At 65.7% G+C, this 13,519-nt stretch carries 16 protein-coding genes and 1 tRNA gene; 12 read left to right on the forward strand and 5 right to left on the reverse strand.

All coding sequences use genetic code 11. From position 1 onward, the window contains the following. The first annotated feature begins 42 nt into the window (after positions 1-42). Genes ACFFF7_RS02835 through grxD form a run of 7 tightly spaced genes read left to right on the forward strand, consistent with a single transcriptional unit; the run spans position 43 to position 3,294 of the window. The gene (locus ACFFF7_RS02835; protein ID WP_379479845.1) at positions 43-222 is read left to right on the forward strand and encodes a hypothetical protein; all 180 of its coding nucleotides are present in this window, start codon (positions 43-45) and stop codon (positions 220-222) included. Continuing rightward, a complete protein-coding gene (gene leuD / locus ACFFF7_RS02840; protein WP_379479846.1) occupies positions 222-836 on the forward strand; it encodes a 3-isopropylmalate dehydratase small subunit in 615 nt (204 codons plus the stop codon). The genes ACFFF7_RS02835 and leuD overlap by 1 nt, the downstream gene beginning before the upstream one ends. Further along, a complete protein-coding gene (locus ACFFF7_RS02845; RefSeq protein ID WP_379479847.1) occupies positions 833-1,831 on the forward strand; it encodes an NADPH:quinone oxidoreductase family protein in 999 nt (332 codons plus the stop codon). The genes leuD and ACFFF7_RS02845 overlap by 4 nt, the downstream gene beginning before the upstream one ends. A gap of 25 nt (positions 1,832-1,856) precedes the next feature. Further along, entirely contained in the window at positions 1,857-2,339 is a 483-nt protein-coding gene (locus ACFFF7_RS02850; protein WP_379479848.1) for a cytochrome c, read from the forward strand. A 32-nt stretch (positions 2,340-2,371) separates the two neighbouring features. Further along, positions 2,372-2,689 carry a DUF1476 domain-containing protein gene (locus tag ACFFF7_RS02855; RefSeq protein WP_379479849.1) on the forward strand — a complete coding sequence of 106 codons (318 nt, stop codon included), beginning with the start codon at positions 2,372-2,374 and terminating at the stop codon, positions 2,687-2,689. A 4-nt stretch (positions 2,690-2,693) separates the two neighbouring features. Further along, the gene (locus ACFFF7_RS02860; RefSeq protein ID WP_379479850.1) at positions 2,694-2,927 is read left to right on the forward strand and encodes a BolA/IbaG family iron-sulfur metabolism protein; all 234 of its coding nucleotides are present in this window, start codon (positions 2,694-2,696) and stop codon (positions 2,925-2,927) included. Between the two features lie 22 nt (positions 2,928-2,949). Beyond that, entirely contained in the window at positions 2,950-3,294 is a 345-nt protein-coding gene (grxD, locus tag ACFFF7_RS02865) for a Grx4 family monothiol glutaredoxin (RefSeq protein WP_379479851.1), read from the forward strand. Here grxD and ACFFF7_RS02870 read toward each other — a convergent pair. Then, positions 3,278-5,530, reverse strand: a complete 2,253-nt coding sequence (locus ACFFF7_RS02870; RefSeq protein WP_379479852.1) for a bifunctional diguanylate cyclase/phosphodiesterase — start codon at positions 5,528-5,530, stop codon at positions 3,278-3,280. The two genes, grxD and ACFFF7_RS02870, sit on opposite strands and share 17 nt — an antisense overlap. A 398-nt stretch (positions 5,531-5,928) precedes the next feature. On the opposite strand from ACFFF7_RS02870, the gene ACFFF7_RS02875 reads away from it, so the two are divergent. After that, the gene (locus ACFFF7_RS02875; RefSeq protein ID WP_379479853.1) at positions 5,929-6,729 is read left to right on the forward strand and encodes an NUDIX hydrolase; all 801 of its coding nucleotides are present in this window, start codon (positions 5,929-5,931) and stop codon (positions 6,727-6,729) included. Between the two features lie 194 nt (positions 6,730-6,923). On the opposite strand, the gene ACFFF7_RS02880 is transcribed toward ACFFF7_RS02875, so the two are convergent. After that, positions 6,924-7,000, reverse strand: a tRNA-Arg gene (locus tag ACFFF7_RS02880). A 62-nt stretch (positions 7,001-7,062) separates the two neighbouring features. Here ACFFF7_RS02880 and ACFFF7_RS02885 point away from each other — a divergent pair. Continuing rightward, positions 7,063-7,785, forward strand: coding sequence for a queuosine precursor transporter (locus tag ACFFF7_RS02885; protein WP_379479854.1), 723 nt, complete (start codon positions 7,063-7,065; stop codon positions 7,783-7,785). A 34-nt stretch (positions 7,786-7,819) separates the two neighbouring features. Here ACFFF7_RS02885 and ACFFF7_RS02890 read toward each other — a convergent pair whose 3' ends face one another. Then, positions 7,820-8,035, reverse strand: a complete 216-nt coding sequence (locus ACFFF7_RS02890) for a PspC domain-containing protein (protein WP_379479855.1) — start codon at positions 8,033-8,035, stop codon at positions 7,820-7,822. After that, positions 8,032-8,169, reverse strand: coding sequence for a hypothetical protein (locus ACFFF7_RS02895; RefSeq protein WP_379479856.1), 138 nt, complete (start codon positions 8,167-8,169; stop codon positions 8,032-8,034). The genes ACFFF7_RS02890 and ACFFF7_RS02895 overlap by 4 nt, the downstream gene beginning before the upstream one ends. 215 nt (positions 8,170-8,384) lie before the next feature. Here ACFFF7_RS02895 and recF point away from each other — a divergent pair, with 215 nt between their 5' ends. Beyond that, positions 8,385-9,455, forward strand: a complete 1,071-nt coding sequence (recF, locus tag ACFFF7_RS02900) for a DNA replication/repair protein RecF (protein ID WP_379480455.1) — start codon at positions 8,385-8,387, stop codon at positions 9,453-9,455. Between the two features lie 25 nt (positions 9,456-9,480). Here the strand turns inward: recF and ACFFF7_RS02905 are convergent, their stop codons facing one another. Continuing rightward, positions 9,481-10,188: an arylesterase gene (locus ACFFF7_RS02905; RefSeq protein WP_379479857.1), complete on the reverse strand. Its 708-nt coding sequence runs from the start codon at positions 10,186-10,188 to the stop codon at positions 9,481-9,483. Between the two features lie 47 nt (positions 10,189-10,235). On the opposite strand from ACFFF7_RS02905, the gene ACFFF7_RS02910 reads away from it, so the two are divergent. Then, positions 10,236-10,940: an ABC transporter ATP-binding protein gene (locus ACFFF7_RS02910; protein ID WP_379479858.1), complete on the forward strand. Its 705-nt coding sequence runs from the start codon at positions 10,236-10,238 to the stop codon at positions 10,938-10,940. Beyond that, positions 10,937-13,459 (forward strand): ABC transporter permease, encoded by a 2,523-nt coding sequence (locus ACFFF7_RS02915; RefSeq protein ID WP_379479859.1) that lies wholly within the window; start codon positions 10,937-10,939, stop codon positions 13,457-13,459. Before ACFFF7_RS02910 ends, ACFFF7_RS02915 begins: the two co-directional genes overlap by 4 nt. Positions 13,460-13,519 lie beyond the last annotated feature (60 nt).

The following is a 13,519-nucleotide window of genomic DNA, read 5'->3' on the forward strand; positions in this document are numbered from 1 at the left end:
AAGCCCCTTGAACCCCGCCGCCGCGATGGACATAGGAAGATCATGACCGACCAATCCGACAAGCCCGACAAGTCCAACTGGACCGGCGCCGCTGCGATGGCCGGGGCCGCGATCGGCTCTGCCGCGCTTGCTGCTGCCCTGCTCTATGCCTCGCGCCGCAAGGAGCGCGCCGAAAAGGCCGCCAAGAAGCCCAAGCCCGAACAGGCGCCGGAGACCGATTGATGGACGCCCTGCGCGCGGTCGAAGGTCGGGCGATCCCCTTTGGCCAGAAGAACGTCGACACCGACGTGATCATTCCGGCCAAGTGGCTCAAGACCATCACCCGCGAAGGTCTGGGCAAGGGCGCGTTCGAAGCCCTGCGCGCTGACCCGGACAATCTGTTCGACAGCGCTGAATTCAAAGGCTCGCCAATCCTGATCGCTGGCGACAACTTTGGCTGCGGATCCAGCCGCGAACACGCCGCCTGGGCGCTGCTCGACCTTGGCATCAAGGCAGTCATTGCCCCCAGTTTTTCGGACATCTTTTCGGGCAATGCCTTCAAGAACGGCATTCTGACCGTCGTTCTTCCCCAGGAAGCGGTCGACCGGCTGATCGCGGTCGCCCGGACCGATCCCATCGCCATCGACCTTGAACACCAGACGGTGACCACCCCGTTCCAGGACCGCTTCACGTTCGAAATCGATCCGTTCCGCAAGCATTGCCTGCTGAATGGTCTGGACGAAGTGGGGCTGACCATGGCGCGGGGCGCCGCCATCACTACTTATGAACAACAAGCGGCCGCTGCCATGCCCTGGCTGGCGCGGACCGGACAGACCCTGGGAGAACACACAGCATGAAGGCCTTGCGCAGCCATTCCGTCGGCGGACCCGAAACCCTGACGCTCGACGAACTCGACAGCCCCGTGCCCGGTCCGGGCCAGGTCCGCATCGCGGTCAGGGCCTGCGCGATCAACTATCCCGACGTGCTGATCATCCGCGACATGTACCAGTTCAAGCCGGCGCGGCCGTTCTCGCCGGGCGGTGAGCTTTCGGGCGTGATCGATGCGGTCGGCGAAGGCGTGACCCAGTGGAAAGCCGGCGACCGGGTTATCGCGATGATGGGCAATGGCGGGCTCGCCACCGAAGTGCTCGCCCCGGCGGACAAGCTGTTCCCGCTGCCCGACGGGGTCAGCTTCGAGACCGGCGCGTCGCTGCTGATGACCTATGGCACCAACATGCATGGGCTGCTGGATCGCGGTCACCTGAAGGCCGGGGATACCCTGTTGGTGCTGGGTGCGGCCGGCGGGGTCGGTCTGTCGGCGGTCGAACTGGGCAAGGCCTATGGCGCACGCGTCGTCGCTGCAGTGTCGAGTGAGGAAAAGGCCGCCGTCGCGCGCGAACACGGCGCTGATGACGTAGTGATCTATCCGGTCGCCCCGCTCGACAAGGATCAGTCCAAGGCGCTGGCCGAAGCCTTCAAGGCGGCCTGCGGGCCCGAAGGCGCCAATGTGGTCTATGACATCGTCGGCGGTGACTATTCTGAACCGGCGGTCCGCTCGATCGCCTGGGAAGGCCGGTTCTGCGTGGTCGGCTTCCCTGCCGGGATTGCCAGGCTGCCGCTCAATCTGACGCTGCTGAAAAGCTGCGACGTTTGCGGGGTGTTCTGGGGTGCTTTTGCCGCCCGCGATCCCAAGGCCAATGCGGTGCATATCGCCACGCTGTTCGACCTGCTCAAGGCCGGCAAGATCAATCCGCGCGTCTCTGCGACGTTCCCGCTTGACCGCGGCGGCGAAGCGATCACCATGCTGGCCGACCGCAAGGCGATCGGCAAAGTCGTGGTGACCATGCCCTGAGCGGCCCTGAATGGGAGTCGACGCAATGAAGACAGCACGGATCCTTATTGCCACCGGTTTGGCGCTGACCGGCTGGGCCGCCCTGGCCAAACCCGCTCCCGCGCCTGCTGCGCCCAAACCCGCCGACATAGTCGCCGCGCGCGAAGCGGCGATGGGCATGAGCGCAACGACGCTTAACGCGCTCAAATCCGCCAGCACTGCCGGCACCCCGGTCAAGAACCTTGCCTTTGCCGCGCGCGGCCTGGCCAAGTGGGGTGCGGCCCTGCCCGCCATGTTCGCGCCGTCGACCCGCGCCGTGCCAAGCCGGGCCAAGCCCGAAGTGTGGGGCGACAGCGCTGGCTTCACTGCCAAAGCCAAGGAATTCGGCGCTGCAACCGAAGGCCTTCTGGCCGCCACGCAGGCCGACGACAAGACCGCGTTCGACGCGGCGCTTGCCCGCACGGGCGCAGCGTGCAAGGGCTGCCACGATTCTTTCCAGGTGCCGCCACCAGCTGCCAAACCCGGCTGAGGCGGCCCGGTTATCATTGCCAGGGAGCTGACATGACCGATTTCAACGATCGCGAACGCGCCGAAGAAGCCAAGTTCGCGCATGACGAAGAAATGCACTTTCGCGTGCACGCCCGCCGCAATCGGCTGCTGGGCGAATGGGCGGCACAACGCATGGGCCTGTCCTCGGTCGAGGCTGAATCTTATGCCAAGTCGGTAGTCCAGGCCGATTTCGAAGACGGCGGCGACGAAGACGTGATCCGGAAGGTTCTGGGCGATCTGGTTTCGGCCGGGCAGGATATCAGCGAAGCCGATGTCCGCACCGCGCTTGAGGCAAAGTCGGTCGAAGCCCGCCGCGCACTGATGGGCTGACCCCATGGCAATGTCCGGCGATGAAATCGTGGCGCGGATAAAGGCCGGCCTACCCGATGCCGAAGTGACGCTGACCGACCTGGCCGGCGACGACAATCACTGGGCAGCCCACGTCGTTTCCGCTGCATTTACGGGCAAGCCGCGCGTGGCGCAGCACAAGCTGGTCTATGCAGCGATCGGACCCGAGATGGGCGGCGCCCTGCACGCCTTGCAACTGACCACTGCCGTTCCCACCTGAAGGAACGAGGAGCCATACCGCCATGTCCGATACCACCCAGACTGCCGCCGACGCCCGCATTTCGCAGATCGTCAACGCCAGCGACGTCGTCCTGTTCATGAAGGGCACGCCGCTGTTTCCGCAATGCGGCTTTTCCAGCCGTGCGGTTGCGATCCTTGAACATCTGGGCGTCGCTTATGACAGTGTCGACGTGCTGCAGGACATGGAAGTGCGCCAGGGCATCAAGAGCTATTCGGATTGGCCGACGATTCCCCAGCTTTACGTCAAGGGCGAGTTTGTCGGCGGCAGCGACATCATGATGGAAATGTACGAAGCGGGTGAATTGCAGCAGCTGATGGCCGACAGCGGCGTTACGCCAGCCGCCTGATCTCTGACGGCATTTGCGCAGGCTGGGCGATTTCTTCGCCCATATCTTCACCGACCAGACCAACCAGTTCGCGAAGCCCCATCGGCATTCCGGTCAGGTGGCCCTGGAATTCCCGGCAACCGCAGCCCAGCAGTCGGTCTCTTTGCTGCTCGGTTTCAACGCCCTCGGCAATGACGTCCAGATTGAGCGCGCGGGCAAGTTTGACCATGGCATCGACCAGCGCTTCGGATTCGTCGCCAACGCCAAGGTTGCTGACGAACGAGCGGTCGATCTTGATCTTGTCGACAGCAAAGCGCTGAAGCACGCTGAGGCTTGAATAGCCGGTTCCGAAATCGTCGAGCGCAATCGAAAAGCCCAGCCGTTTGAGCGCTTCGACATTGCTGGCGGTGATGGCGTCGTCACCCAGCAAGGCCGTTTCGGTCACTTCGATTTCATAGCGCGACGGATTGATTGCCGCGGCGGCGGCCAGCCGGGTGACCAGGGCGGCAAACCCGGGTGCGCGCATCTGGACGGCCGATACGTTGATGGCAACCCGGGTATGGGTCCAATGGCCGGTCTCGGCGAATACCCGGCGCAAGACGAACTCTCCCAGCGCAAGGATCAGGCCGCCCTCTTCTGCAAGGGGCACGAACATCCCCGGCGCGATGCTGCCCCGCAGCGGATGATGCCAGCGGACCAGCGCCTCGACCGCGACGATATTTCCCAACCGGTCGACTTGCGGCTGATAAACCATTTCAAGCCCGTCGTTGAGCAGCGCGTCGCGCAGGTCGGCCTCCAGCGAACGGCGATTGCGCAACGCCGCGTCCATTTCCGGTTCGAAGAAGGTCACGCGCTGGCGGCCCAGCTCTTTTGAGCGATAGAGGGCAAGATCCGCCCACCGCAGCACTTCGGAAGGGTCAAGCCCGGCCTGGTCGAGCATGACGATGCCGATCGAGCAGCCCACTTCGAGGCGGCCATATTCGCATTCGATCGGCTTGCAGATTGCAGCGATGACGCTGTCGGCAAGATTACTGGCGCAGGCAGGTTTGAGGCATTCGCCAAGGACGACAAATTCGTCGCCGCCCAGGCGTGCGATCAGACCCACTTCCGTGCATACGTTGCGCAGCCGCCGCCCGACTTCCTCGATCACCAGATCCCCGGCGTGGTGGCCCAGCGAATCGTTCACTTCCTTGAACCGATCGAGATCGACGCACATCACCGCCAGCGGTTTGCCGCCCTCGCCCAGCTTCGCCAGTTCGGGGCGCAGCCGTTCAAACAGCATCGCCCGATTAGGAAGCCCTGTCAGGGTATCGTGATATGCCAAGTGCTTGGCTCGCTTTTCGCTGGCAACAAGCTCGCTGACCACCGAGCTGCCGCGCTTGAGTATGCTGGTTGCGGCGTACCAGAGCAGAACCAGCGCCACGATCAGCGGCACTGCAATCTGGCGCAGAACCATCGTTCCGGGCTGCTGCGGCGTCCAGGTCAGCGCAGCGACGGGTTTGCCGTCATAGTCGCGCAGGATCAGGCTGCCAGGTCCGTCGCTACGTCCGGTTGCATCCCAGACGTGCGCGTCGTTGAGCAGATAACGTTCGGCGAAACCGCCAAGCATTGATGTGCTGATCGGAATAGCGGTTATAGTAACCGGTGCACGCGGCCCTTTTGGCAGCACCCTTCCGAAATCCGGCTGAACCAGGGTTGCCGTCACCAGATAGATGGTTCCGTCGACATTGGCGACGCTGTTGGCCTGGATCGGCGGAATCTGGATGTTATCCTTGCCCGGCCGCACCTTGATCGGCGGCCTGGCGCGTTCTGCGGCACGTATGTGCGGAAGCAATTGCATGCCGGTAGCCGCAAACGGTGCATAGCTTTCAAGCTCGGAACGCTGGCCAACAACGGCCGCGTAAATTGGCTTAGCGTCAGGATCCACCACGAAAACGTGGGAAAACCCGTTGAAGGTGTGAAGGTAGTTGCCGATGTTGAAATCGGCCCACTTGGCGTCAAGCTTGTGATCAAGCTTCAGGATCGCATCGTCCCAATCCACCTGCGTGGCAACAACGGCATTCAGTTCCCGCGTCTGCCGCGCAAAGCCGTTCTGGACGACGTGATGTTCGCGCTGCGATGCGGATGTGTCGAACCGATGAATCAGATAACCAGAGGTGATGACAAGCAGAAGCAGCGCGCCGAACGTGAGCGCGACAATGGGGCCGAACAGGCGGGCGTCGCCCCAGTCCCGATCCAGAAACGCAAGACGCTTCAAATTGCCGCATCCCCCTTGCGACGGACAATTCGTCGCAAACCGGGTGCTAGCGGGCAAGCTTCAAGGAAGTATTAGCACAGGACTAAGCCAGTATTTACCAAACCAATCGGCCAAGGCTATCAGCCGTGCCAAAAGTAATCATCAGCGATTTGGGAAGAGCAGAGCGGGGAGGCGGGGCCGCGGGAGACCAGGGGGGTGCGGCCCCGCCTCTACGAGACTGCTTGGGGGTGCAGCCTACTATGCAGAGGCCGTGCCAGTTTCGAAAAAGTCCCGAAATTGCGTCAAATTCGTGACGACAAGCCAAGCGAGCCAAGTGCGGATTGTAAATCCTGCCGACAGTTGCAGAATGACACCAATTGGCACTTGGCAAAGGCCTTGATGCTTGCCACGCTGGCGGCATGGACATCGAACAGGAATATGCCGAGCACGACGAGGCTCCGCCCGCGACACCCGCCGCAACGCTGGTAATCTTCCGCAATGCCCCGGCCGGCGGCGCCCCGCAGATCCTGATGGTCGAACGCGCCGCCAGCATGTCGTTCGCGGGCGGTGCGGCAGTATTTCCCGGCGGCCGCGTCGACGATGCCGATCGCGACTTCGCTGCGATGCTGGGCGCAGCGGACGAAGAGGCACGCGACGAGCTGGCCGCGCGCATCGCCGCGGTCCGCGAAACGCTGGAGGAAACCGGCCTGGTGGTCGGCGTGGCGCAGCGGCCGACGCTGGACGATGCGCGCAGGGCGCGCGAACGCTTGCTGGCCGGCAAGGAGCTGGCCCCGGTGCTGGAGGAAATGGGTTGGACCCTGGCAACCGACAGCCTGCTGCCCTTCGCGCGCTGGCGGCCCAAGCACCGCCACATGCGCATTTTCGACACGCGCTTCTACCTGGCTGACCTGGGCACCGGCGCAGTCGACCTGCTGGTCGACCAGACCGAGAATACCCATCTGTTTTGGGCCAGCGCTTCTGAAGCATTGGAGCTGGCCGATCAGGAGAGGATCAAGATCATCTTCCCGACCCGGCGAAACCTGGAACGGCTGGCGCAGTTCTCGTCTTTCGACGATGCGGTGGCGCATATCGAACGCTATCCCAGCCGGATGATCACACCGTTCATGGAAACGCGGGACGGGGTGCCATGGCTCGCGATCCCCGACGATGCCGGTTATCCGGTGACCGGAGAAATGCTGGACAGCGCCGCCCGAAGCTAGAAAAGAGCCCCCGCACGCGGATGCGCACGGGGGCTTGAGGTTGGCCGGTAGGAAGGGCCCACCGGTCGGGTCGCAAGGATGCCCTAACCCCGACGCAGCGATTCGACCGTGATGGCGGTCACACCCCTAGGAATAAATGCGCAGCTCCGAAGCTGCGTTACAGCGCAAGCCTGGCACGTCGTGGCAATGGGAAATGGCGCGCCCGGCAGGGGTCGAACCTGCGGCCTCAAGATTAGAAGTCTCGCGCTCTATCCAGCTGAGCTACGGGCGCGCACCGGGCCTCCCCATAGGGCGGGATTGCACGCCGCGCAAATGCGTCTAGCCTATGCAGTAATGACCACGCACCTCAACACGCTCGACGGCCAGGCCAGTGCGCGCCGCCATTTTCGTTACTTCGACTATGTGATGGCGGCCTTCGTCGCGATCCTGCTGCTGTCGAACCTGATTGGCGCAGCCAAACTGGCCACACTGGGGGGGTACACCTTTGGCGCCGGGATCATGTTCTTCCCGATCAGTTACGTTCTGGGTGATGTCCTGACCGAGGTCTATGGCTATGCCAATGCGCGGCGCTGCGTCTGGGCCGGCTTTGCCGCGCTGTTGTTCATGGCGTTCATGAGCTGGGTGGTGGTGGCCTTGCCCCCGGCAGCAGGCTGGGGCGGCCAGGCGGCCTATGAAAGCGTGTTCGGCAGCACCTGGCGGATCGTCGCCGCATCGGTAATCGCATTCTGGGCGGGCGAGTTCGTCAACAGCTTCGTGCTGGCCAAGATGAAAATCTGGACGGCGGGAAAAATGCTGTGGACGCGGACCATCGGTTCGACCGTGTTCGGCCAGGCGATTGACAGCCTGCTGTTCTATCCGATCGCATTCCTGGGAACCTGGACGACGCAGCAGGTCGTCACGGTCATGGTCACCAACTGGCTGCTAAAGGTGCTGTGGGAGGCTTTGCTCACTCCGGTCACCTATGCCGTAGTCGGCTGGCTCAAGCGGCGCGAAGGGGTCGAAGTGTTCGACCAGGGCACCGACTTTTCGCCTTTTGCCAAGGCGGATGCGGTCTAGGCCCTGCCCGCAAGCAGGGCCTCACCGCTGTGCCTCAGTTGGCGATGAGGCCGATCGCGAGGTAGATCAGGATCGGCGATCCAAAGCCGAGCAGGACGGCCAGCGCCCAGGCAACGCGGACAACGGTGGCATCCCAGCCGAAGTAGTTGGCAATGCCCGAGCAGACGCCCATGAACTTGCCGTTGAGCTTGTCGAGGTGAAAACCGCCGCGCTGGGGCATGATCGGGTCCGTTTGGTTCAGCGCGCTCATGCGACGGCTCCGACGTAAGCGACCGATGCCTGGGCGGGGGTCGGGGTGGAAACGGTGCCGGTCAGGGTCAGCAGCGAAATCGCGAGGGCACAGACGGCGGCGGCGACGCGGTTGGCGGTATTGGACTGGGTCATTTTAAGTCTCCTTGGACAAATTGTGTTGCGCGGCTTGCGCATGCCACAATGATTGCAGGGACCGTGCCAAACTGCACAAAGCGCGGAAAACCGACCTTTCCGCAGAATGAACCAAAACTTTCTCGGGGATGAATGCGCAGTGTTGGTGAATTTTCCCAACAATCGGCATCGCCCTTTTGCGTGACCTTGCAGACGCCGCGTTCTATCGCCCGGCCATGGCGCTCGACCATCTTGCCCTGACTGCATTTCGCAATCACCGTGCCACACGTTTCGACGCGACGGCGCAGTTCAATCTGCTGATCGGAGAGAATGGCGCGGGCAAGACCAACGTGCTTGAAGCGCTGTCGTTGCTGTCGCCGGGACGCGGCCTGCGCCGCGCCGCGCTGGCCGAAATGGCCGGGCAGCATGGTGATGGCAGTTTCGCAATCAGCGCGGCGCTGGGCGAGGCTGTCCAACTGGGCACCGGCATCCGGCCCGATCGCCCCGGGCGACGGATCGTTCAGGCCAATGGTGCGGATATTGCGGCGGTCCAGCTGGGCGAATGGCTGAGCATCGGTTGGCTGACCCCGGCGATGGACCGACTGTTCGCCGAAGGCGCCGGGGCGCGGCGGCGTTTCGTCGACCGGCTGGTGCTCGCGCTGGAGCCAGGCCATGCGCGTCAGGCTGCACGGCTCGACAATGCCTTGCGCGAACGCAACCGTCTGCTGGCCGAACCCGCCGAACCCGATCCGCGCTGGCTCGAGGCTATCGAAGGACAACTGGCCGAGGCCGGTGCTGCAGTGGCCCAGGCCCGCGCGCGGCTGATCGAAAGGCTTAGCGCGGCGCTTTCCGCCCTGCCCGATGCGCCTTTCGCGCGCCCTCACCTGGCCTATCAGCCGGGCGGTCCGCTCGAGGCTGCTGCATTGGCCGCGGCGCTGGGCGAAGGACGCCGCCGCGACCGCGCTGCGCAGCGTACCTTGACCGGCCCCCACCGGGATGAGCTGGCTGTGACCATGGCCGGCAAGGACCAGCCCGCCGCCGAATGCTCGACCGGCGAGCAGAAAGCCATGCTGATCGCCATCACCCTGGCCCATGCCGGACTGGTCGAAGGCGCGCGCCCGTCGCTGCTCCTGCTCGACGAGGTGGCCGCCCATCTCGATCCGCTGCGCCGCACCGCCCTGTTCGACCGGCTGCGCGAAGGCGCCGCGCAGGTCTGGCTGACCGGGACCGAGCTTGCCCCGTTCGAAGCGATTGCGGGCGAGGCAGCGGTGTGGCGGGTCAGCGAAGGGACGGTGGAGCGTTTGTAAGGCGCGCGCAATTACGACGCGCGTGCTATTTCGTTTGCGGCAATGCCTCTGCGACCTGCGCCGCCGTATCCGCGACCAGCAGTTCCACCCCCGGCGCGGTCGGGTGAATGTGATCAGCCTGAACCAGCTCAGGTTTGCCGATCAGCGGCTGAAGGAAGAACGGCACCAGTTTGGCGTCATACTTTTTCGCCAGCGCCGGATAGATCGGATTGAATTTGCCGGAATAGTCCGCGCCCAGATTGGGCGCGGCGATCATGCCCAACAGCATGACCGGCACCTTGCGCGCTTTCAGCTTGCCCAGGATCGCGTCGAGATTGGCCCGGGTCTGCTCGGGCGGCAGGCCGCGCAGCATGTCGTTGCCACCCAGACTGACGATCACCAGCGCCGGCGGCTGCGTCAGGCTGTTCAGCGTGAAGTCGAGCCGCTGCAGCCCGCCCGCGGTGGTATCGCCCGACACGCCGGCGTTCATGATCCGCGCATTGATCCTGCGCCCGCGCAGTGCGGCCTCGAGACGGGCCGGATAGCTCTGCCCCGGTTCCAGTCCATAGCCGGCAAACAGGCTGTCCCCCAGCGCGACGATGCGCTTTTCCGCCCCCATAACTGGCGGCAGTGGTGGTTCGGTCTCGATCGCGACAGCACTGGGTGCAGCTTCCGGTGTACCCTTCCCGCAACCCGAAAGCGCCATTGCCAGCAGCACAGGACTTGCAACCGCGAGCAGCCAATTCCATTTCATTATGCAACGTCCTTTGTCTTTCCTCCTGACTATGGCATCCCGCTGACGTGACAAGCCCCCTTTCGGCGCCGCTACCCGCTATCGCCGCCTCGAACCTTACTTTGACCCTGGGCCAGGACGGCAGCGCGGTGGAGATCCTGCGCGGGATCGACCTGACAGTGCCGCTGGGCCAGACCCTCGCCCTGCTCGGCCCTTCGGGTTCGGGCAAAAGCTCGCTGATGGCGGTGCTCTCCGGGCTGGAGCGGGCCAGCGGCGGCGGCCTGTCTGTCGCCGGGGCCGATTTCGCCGCGCTGGGCGAAGACGGCCTGGCCACTGCACGGCGCGGACGCATCGGCATCGTGCTCCAGGCGTTTCACCTGCTGCCGACGATGACCGCGCTGGAAAACGTCATGACCCCGCTCGAACTGGCCGGGATCGCCGATGCTCGCGACCGCGCCGCTGCCGAGCTGACTGCGGTCGGGCTGGGCCACCGCCTCAACCACTATCCGACACAGCTGTCCGGCGGCGAGCAGCAACGCGTCGCCATCGCCCGCGCTCTCGCCCCGCGCCCCGCGCTGGTCTTCGCTGACGAGCCGACCGGCAACCTCGATGCCGCGACCGGCGAGGCGATCATGGACCTGCTGTTCACCCGCCGCGCGGAGGCTGGAGCGACCCTGGTGGTGATCACCCACGACGCGGCACTGGCGGCGCGCTGCGAGCGCGTGGTTACCCTCGCCGACGGGCGTATTGTCAGCGACATCCTGTCGGCGTGAGTAACGTCCTCACCTGGTCCACCGCCTGGACGATTGCCCGGCGCGATCTGTCGGCGCGGTTCCGCGGCCTGCGGTTGCTACTGGTCTGCCTGTTCCTGGGGGTCGGCGCGCTAGCCGCGATCGGCACCCTGACCGGCGCGATCGAGCGCGAGCTGGCCAGCCGCGGGCGCACTATACTGGGCGGCGACCTTGAACTGGCGGTGTGGCAACGCAGCCCGACGCCGCAAGAACGTGCGGCCTTTGCCCGCCTCGGTACGCTATCCAGCGGGATCCGCCTGCAGGCCATGGCCACTGCCGGCGATCTTGCCGCCCCGGTCGAACTGAAGGCGGTCGATGCCGCCTGGCCGCTGGTCGGGCGGTTGGCGCTGCAGGATGGCCGCCGCGTCGGCGCTCCTGCAGCTGGTGAGGCCTGGATCGCCCCCGGCGCGGCCGAACGGCTCGATGCCCGGCCGGGCAGCACGATCACCGTCGGCGGCCAGCCGCTGCGGGTCGGCGGAATCATCGCCGATGAGCCCGACCGTCTCGGCGAAGGCTTCACCCTGGGCCCGGTGGTGATCACCGCAGCAGACTTTCCCGCGAGGGCCGGCCTGACCAGCCCGGGGGCGATGTACCGCAGCAAGACCCGCATCGCGCTTCCAACCGGACGTGATCCGGTGAAGGCGGGCGAAGCGCTCAAACGGCAGTTTCCCTCCGCCGGGTTCGAAGTCCGCACCCGCGACAAGGCCAGCCCCGGAGCAGAGCGCTTCGTCAGCCGGATGGGCGAATTCCTCGTCCTGGTCGGCCTGGCCGCATTGGTCATAGCCGGGATCGGGATCGGCGGCGGGGTCTCATCCTACCTCGAAGCGCGGCGCGGGAGTATCGCAACGCTCAAGGTACTGGGCGCGACCAGCCGCGACATCGCCCGGATCTATCTGCTGCAGATCGCCGTGGCGGCGCTGGCGGGCAGCTTTGCCGGGCTGGTCGGCGGGGTGCTAGTCACCCCGCTGCTCGGCCGGGTGCTGGGCAGCCTGCTGCCGGTGACGCCGGGATTCGTTTTCGATCCTGCCGCGCTGGGCCGGGCGGCGCTCTATGGCTTGCTCGTCGCGCTGATCTTTGCCGCGCCGCCGCTGCTGGCCGCGCGGCGCTTTCCGGCAATGGCGCTGATGCGTGCGCGGGTCTCGCCGCTCGCGCGGCACTGGCGCGATGGCGCGCTGCCGGTCGGCCTGGGCATGAGTGCAATTGCCGCCTTGGCCCTGGCCACAGCCGCGCAGCCACGGGTAACCGCCTACTTCCTCGCCGGATCGGTCGGCCTGCTGGGCCTGCTAGCCCTGCTCGGCTGGGCGATCCGCTGGAGCGCGGCGCGGTTACCGCGGCCCCGGCGCCCGCTGGTGCGGATCGCGCTGGCCAACCTCCACCGCCCCGGCGCACAGACCGGCGCGCTGGTTACCGCGCTGGGCTTCGGCCTGTCCGCCTTCGTGACCCTGGCCGCGGTACAGACCAGCCTCGACGCCAACATCGCCGCCCGCGTGCCGCAGCGCGCGCCCGACTACTTCGTGCTTGACGTGCCGCGCGACCGCGCCGCAGCGTTCAGCCAGACGGTGCTGGCCGAAAGCCCGCAGGCCCGGGTCCGCATGGTCCCGTCGCTGCGCGGCGCGATCCTGGCCTATGGTCCGGCCGACCGGATGACCCGCGTGGCCGACCTGAAGACCATCCCGGACGAGGCCTGGCCGCTGCGCGGCGAGCGCGGGCTGACCTATGCCGACACCCTCCCCGAAGGCAATTCTCTGACCGCTGGAACGTGGTGGCCTGCGGGTTACTCGGGCGAACCGCTGGTATCGGTCGACGAGAAGCTGGCCAGCGCCCTGAACCTCAGGATCGGCGACCGCCTGACCATCGGGCTGCTGGGGGTCGAGCGCACCGCGAAGATCGCCTCGCTGCGGCGGATCGACTGGGATTCGATGGGCTTCAACTATGTCCTGGTGTTTAGCCCCAACGCCATCGCCGACGCGCCGCACAACCTGGCGGCGACGGTCGACCTGCCCCAGGGCAGCGCCAAGGGCCCGCTGCTGCGCGCACTGGTCAAGGGCTTCCCCTCAAGTTCGGTGATCGAAGTCGGCGGGGTGCTGGCCCAGGCGCGCGACCTGCTCGGCCAGGTCAGCCTGGCGATCCTCTCCGCCGCGTCGGTCGCGGTGCTGGCGGGGATCGCCGTGCTGCTCGGCGCGATCGCCGCGGCGCGGGCGGCGCGGACCTATGACAATGTCGTGCTGCGGGTGCTGGGGGCCAGCCGAGGCCAGCTGCTCGGCCTGCAACTGGCCGAATACGGCCTGCTCGCCGCAGTGCTGGCCGGGGTGGCACTGGCGCTCGGTTCAGGCCTCGCCTGGCTGATCATCGTCGAGTTGTTCGATTTCGACTGGCTGCCCAACTGGCCGCGCGTCTTCGCCGTGCTCGGTGCCGGATTGGTGCTGGTCATCGGCTTTGCGCTCGCAGCGTCACTGCCCCTGCTGCGCGCCAAGCCGGCCCAGGCCCTGCGCGAACTTTAGCCGCGCTTGCCCAAAGCGTCGCAGTGGGCTAGGGGCGCGCGCAATGTTGCGGCGCAGCAC

The organism is Novosphingobium aquiterrae (assembly GCF_042434435.1).
GTDB classification, from domain to species: Bacteria; Pseudomonadota; Alphaproteobacteria; order Sphingomonadales; family Sphingomonadaceae; genus Novosphingobium; species Novosphingobium aquiterrae.

Coding starts and splice junctions, on each gene's coding strand:
- ACFFF7_RS02845 (WP_379479847.1), top strand. CDS start 833: ATGAAGGCCTTGCGCAGCCATTCCGTCGGCGGACCCGAAACCCTGACG.
- ACFFF7_RS02875 (WP_379479853.1), top strand. CDS start 5,929: ATGGACATCGAACAGGAATATGCCGAGCACGACGAGGCTCCGCCCGCG.
- ACFFF7_RS02895 (WP_379479856.1), bottom strand. CDS start 8,169: ATGACCCAGTCCAATACCGCCAACCGCGTCGCCGCCGCCGTCTGTGCC.
- recF (WP_379480455.1), top strand. CDS start 8,385: ATGGCGCTCGACCATCTTGCCCTGACTGCATTTCGCAATCACCGTGCC.
- ACFFF7_RS02850 (WP_379479848.1), top strand. CDS start 1,857: ATGAAGACAGCACGGATCCTTATTGCCACCGGTTTGGCGCTGACCGGC.
- leuD (WP_379479846.1), top strand. CDS start 222: ATGGACGCCCTGCGCGCGGTCGAAGGTCGGGCGATCCCCTTTGGCCAG.
- ACFFF7_RS02855 (WP_379479849.1), top strand. CDS start 2,372: ATGACCGATTTCAACGATCGCGAACGCGCCGAAGAAGCCAAGTTCGCG.
- ACFFF7_RS02890 (WP_379479855.1), bottom strand. CDS start 8,035: ATGAGCGCGCTGAACCAAACGGACCCGATCATGCCCCAGCGCGGCGGT.
- grxD (WP_379479851.1), top strand. CDS start 2,950: ATGTCCGATACCACCCAGACTGCCGCCGACGCCCGCATTTCGCAGATC.
- ACFFF7_RS02860 (WP_379479850.1), top strand. CDS start 2,694: ATGGCAATGTCCGGCGATGAAATCGTGGCGCGGATAAAGGCCGGCCTA.
- ACFFF7_RS02835 (WP_379479845.1), top strand. CDS start 43: ATGACCGACCAATCCGACAAGCCCGACAAGTCCAACTGGACCGGCGCC.
- ACFFF7_RS02885 (WP_379479854.1), top strand. CDS start 7,063: ATGACCACGCACCTCAACACGCTCGACGGCCAGGCCAGTGCGCGCCGC.
- ACFFF7_RS02905 (WP_379479857.1), bottom strand. CDS start 10,188: ATGAAATGGAATTGGCTGCTCGCGGTTGCAAGTCCTGTGCTGCTGGCA.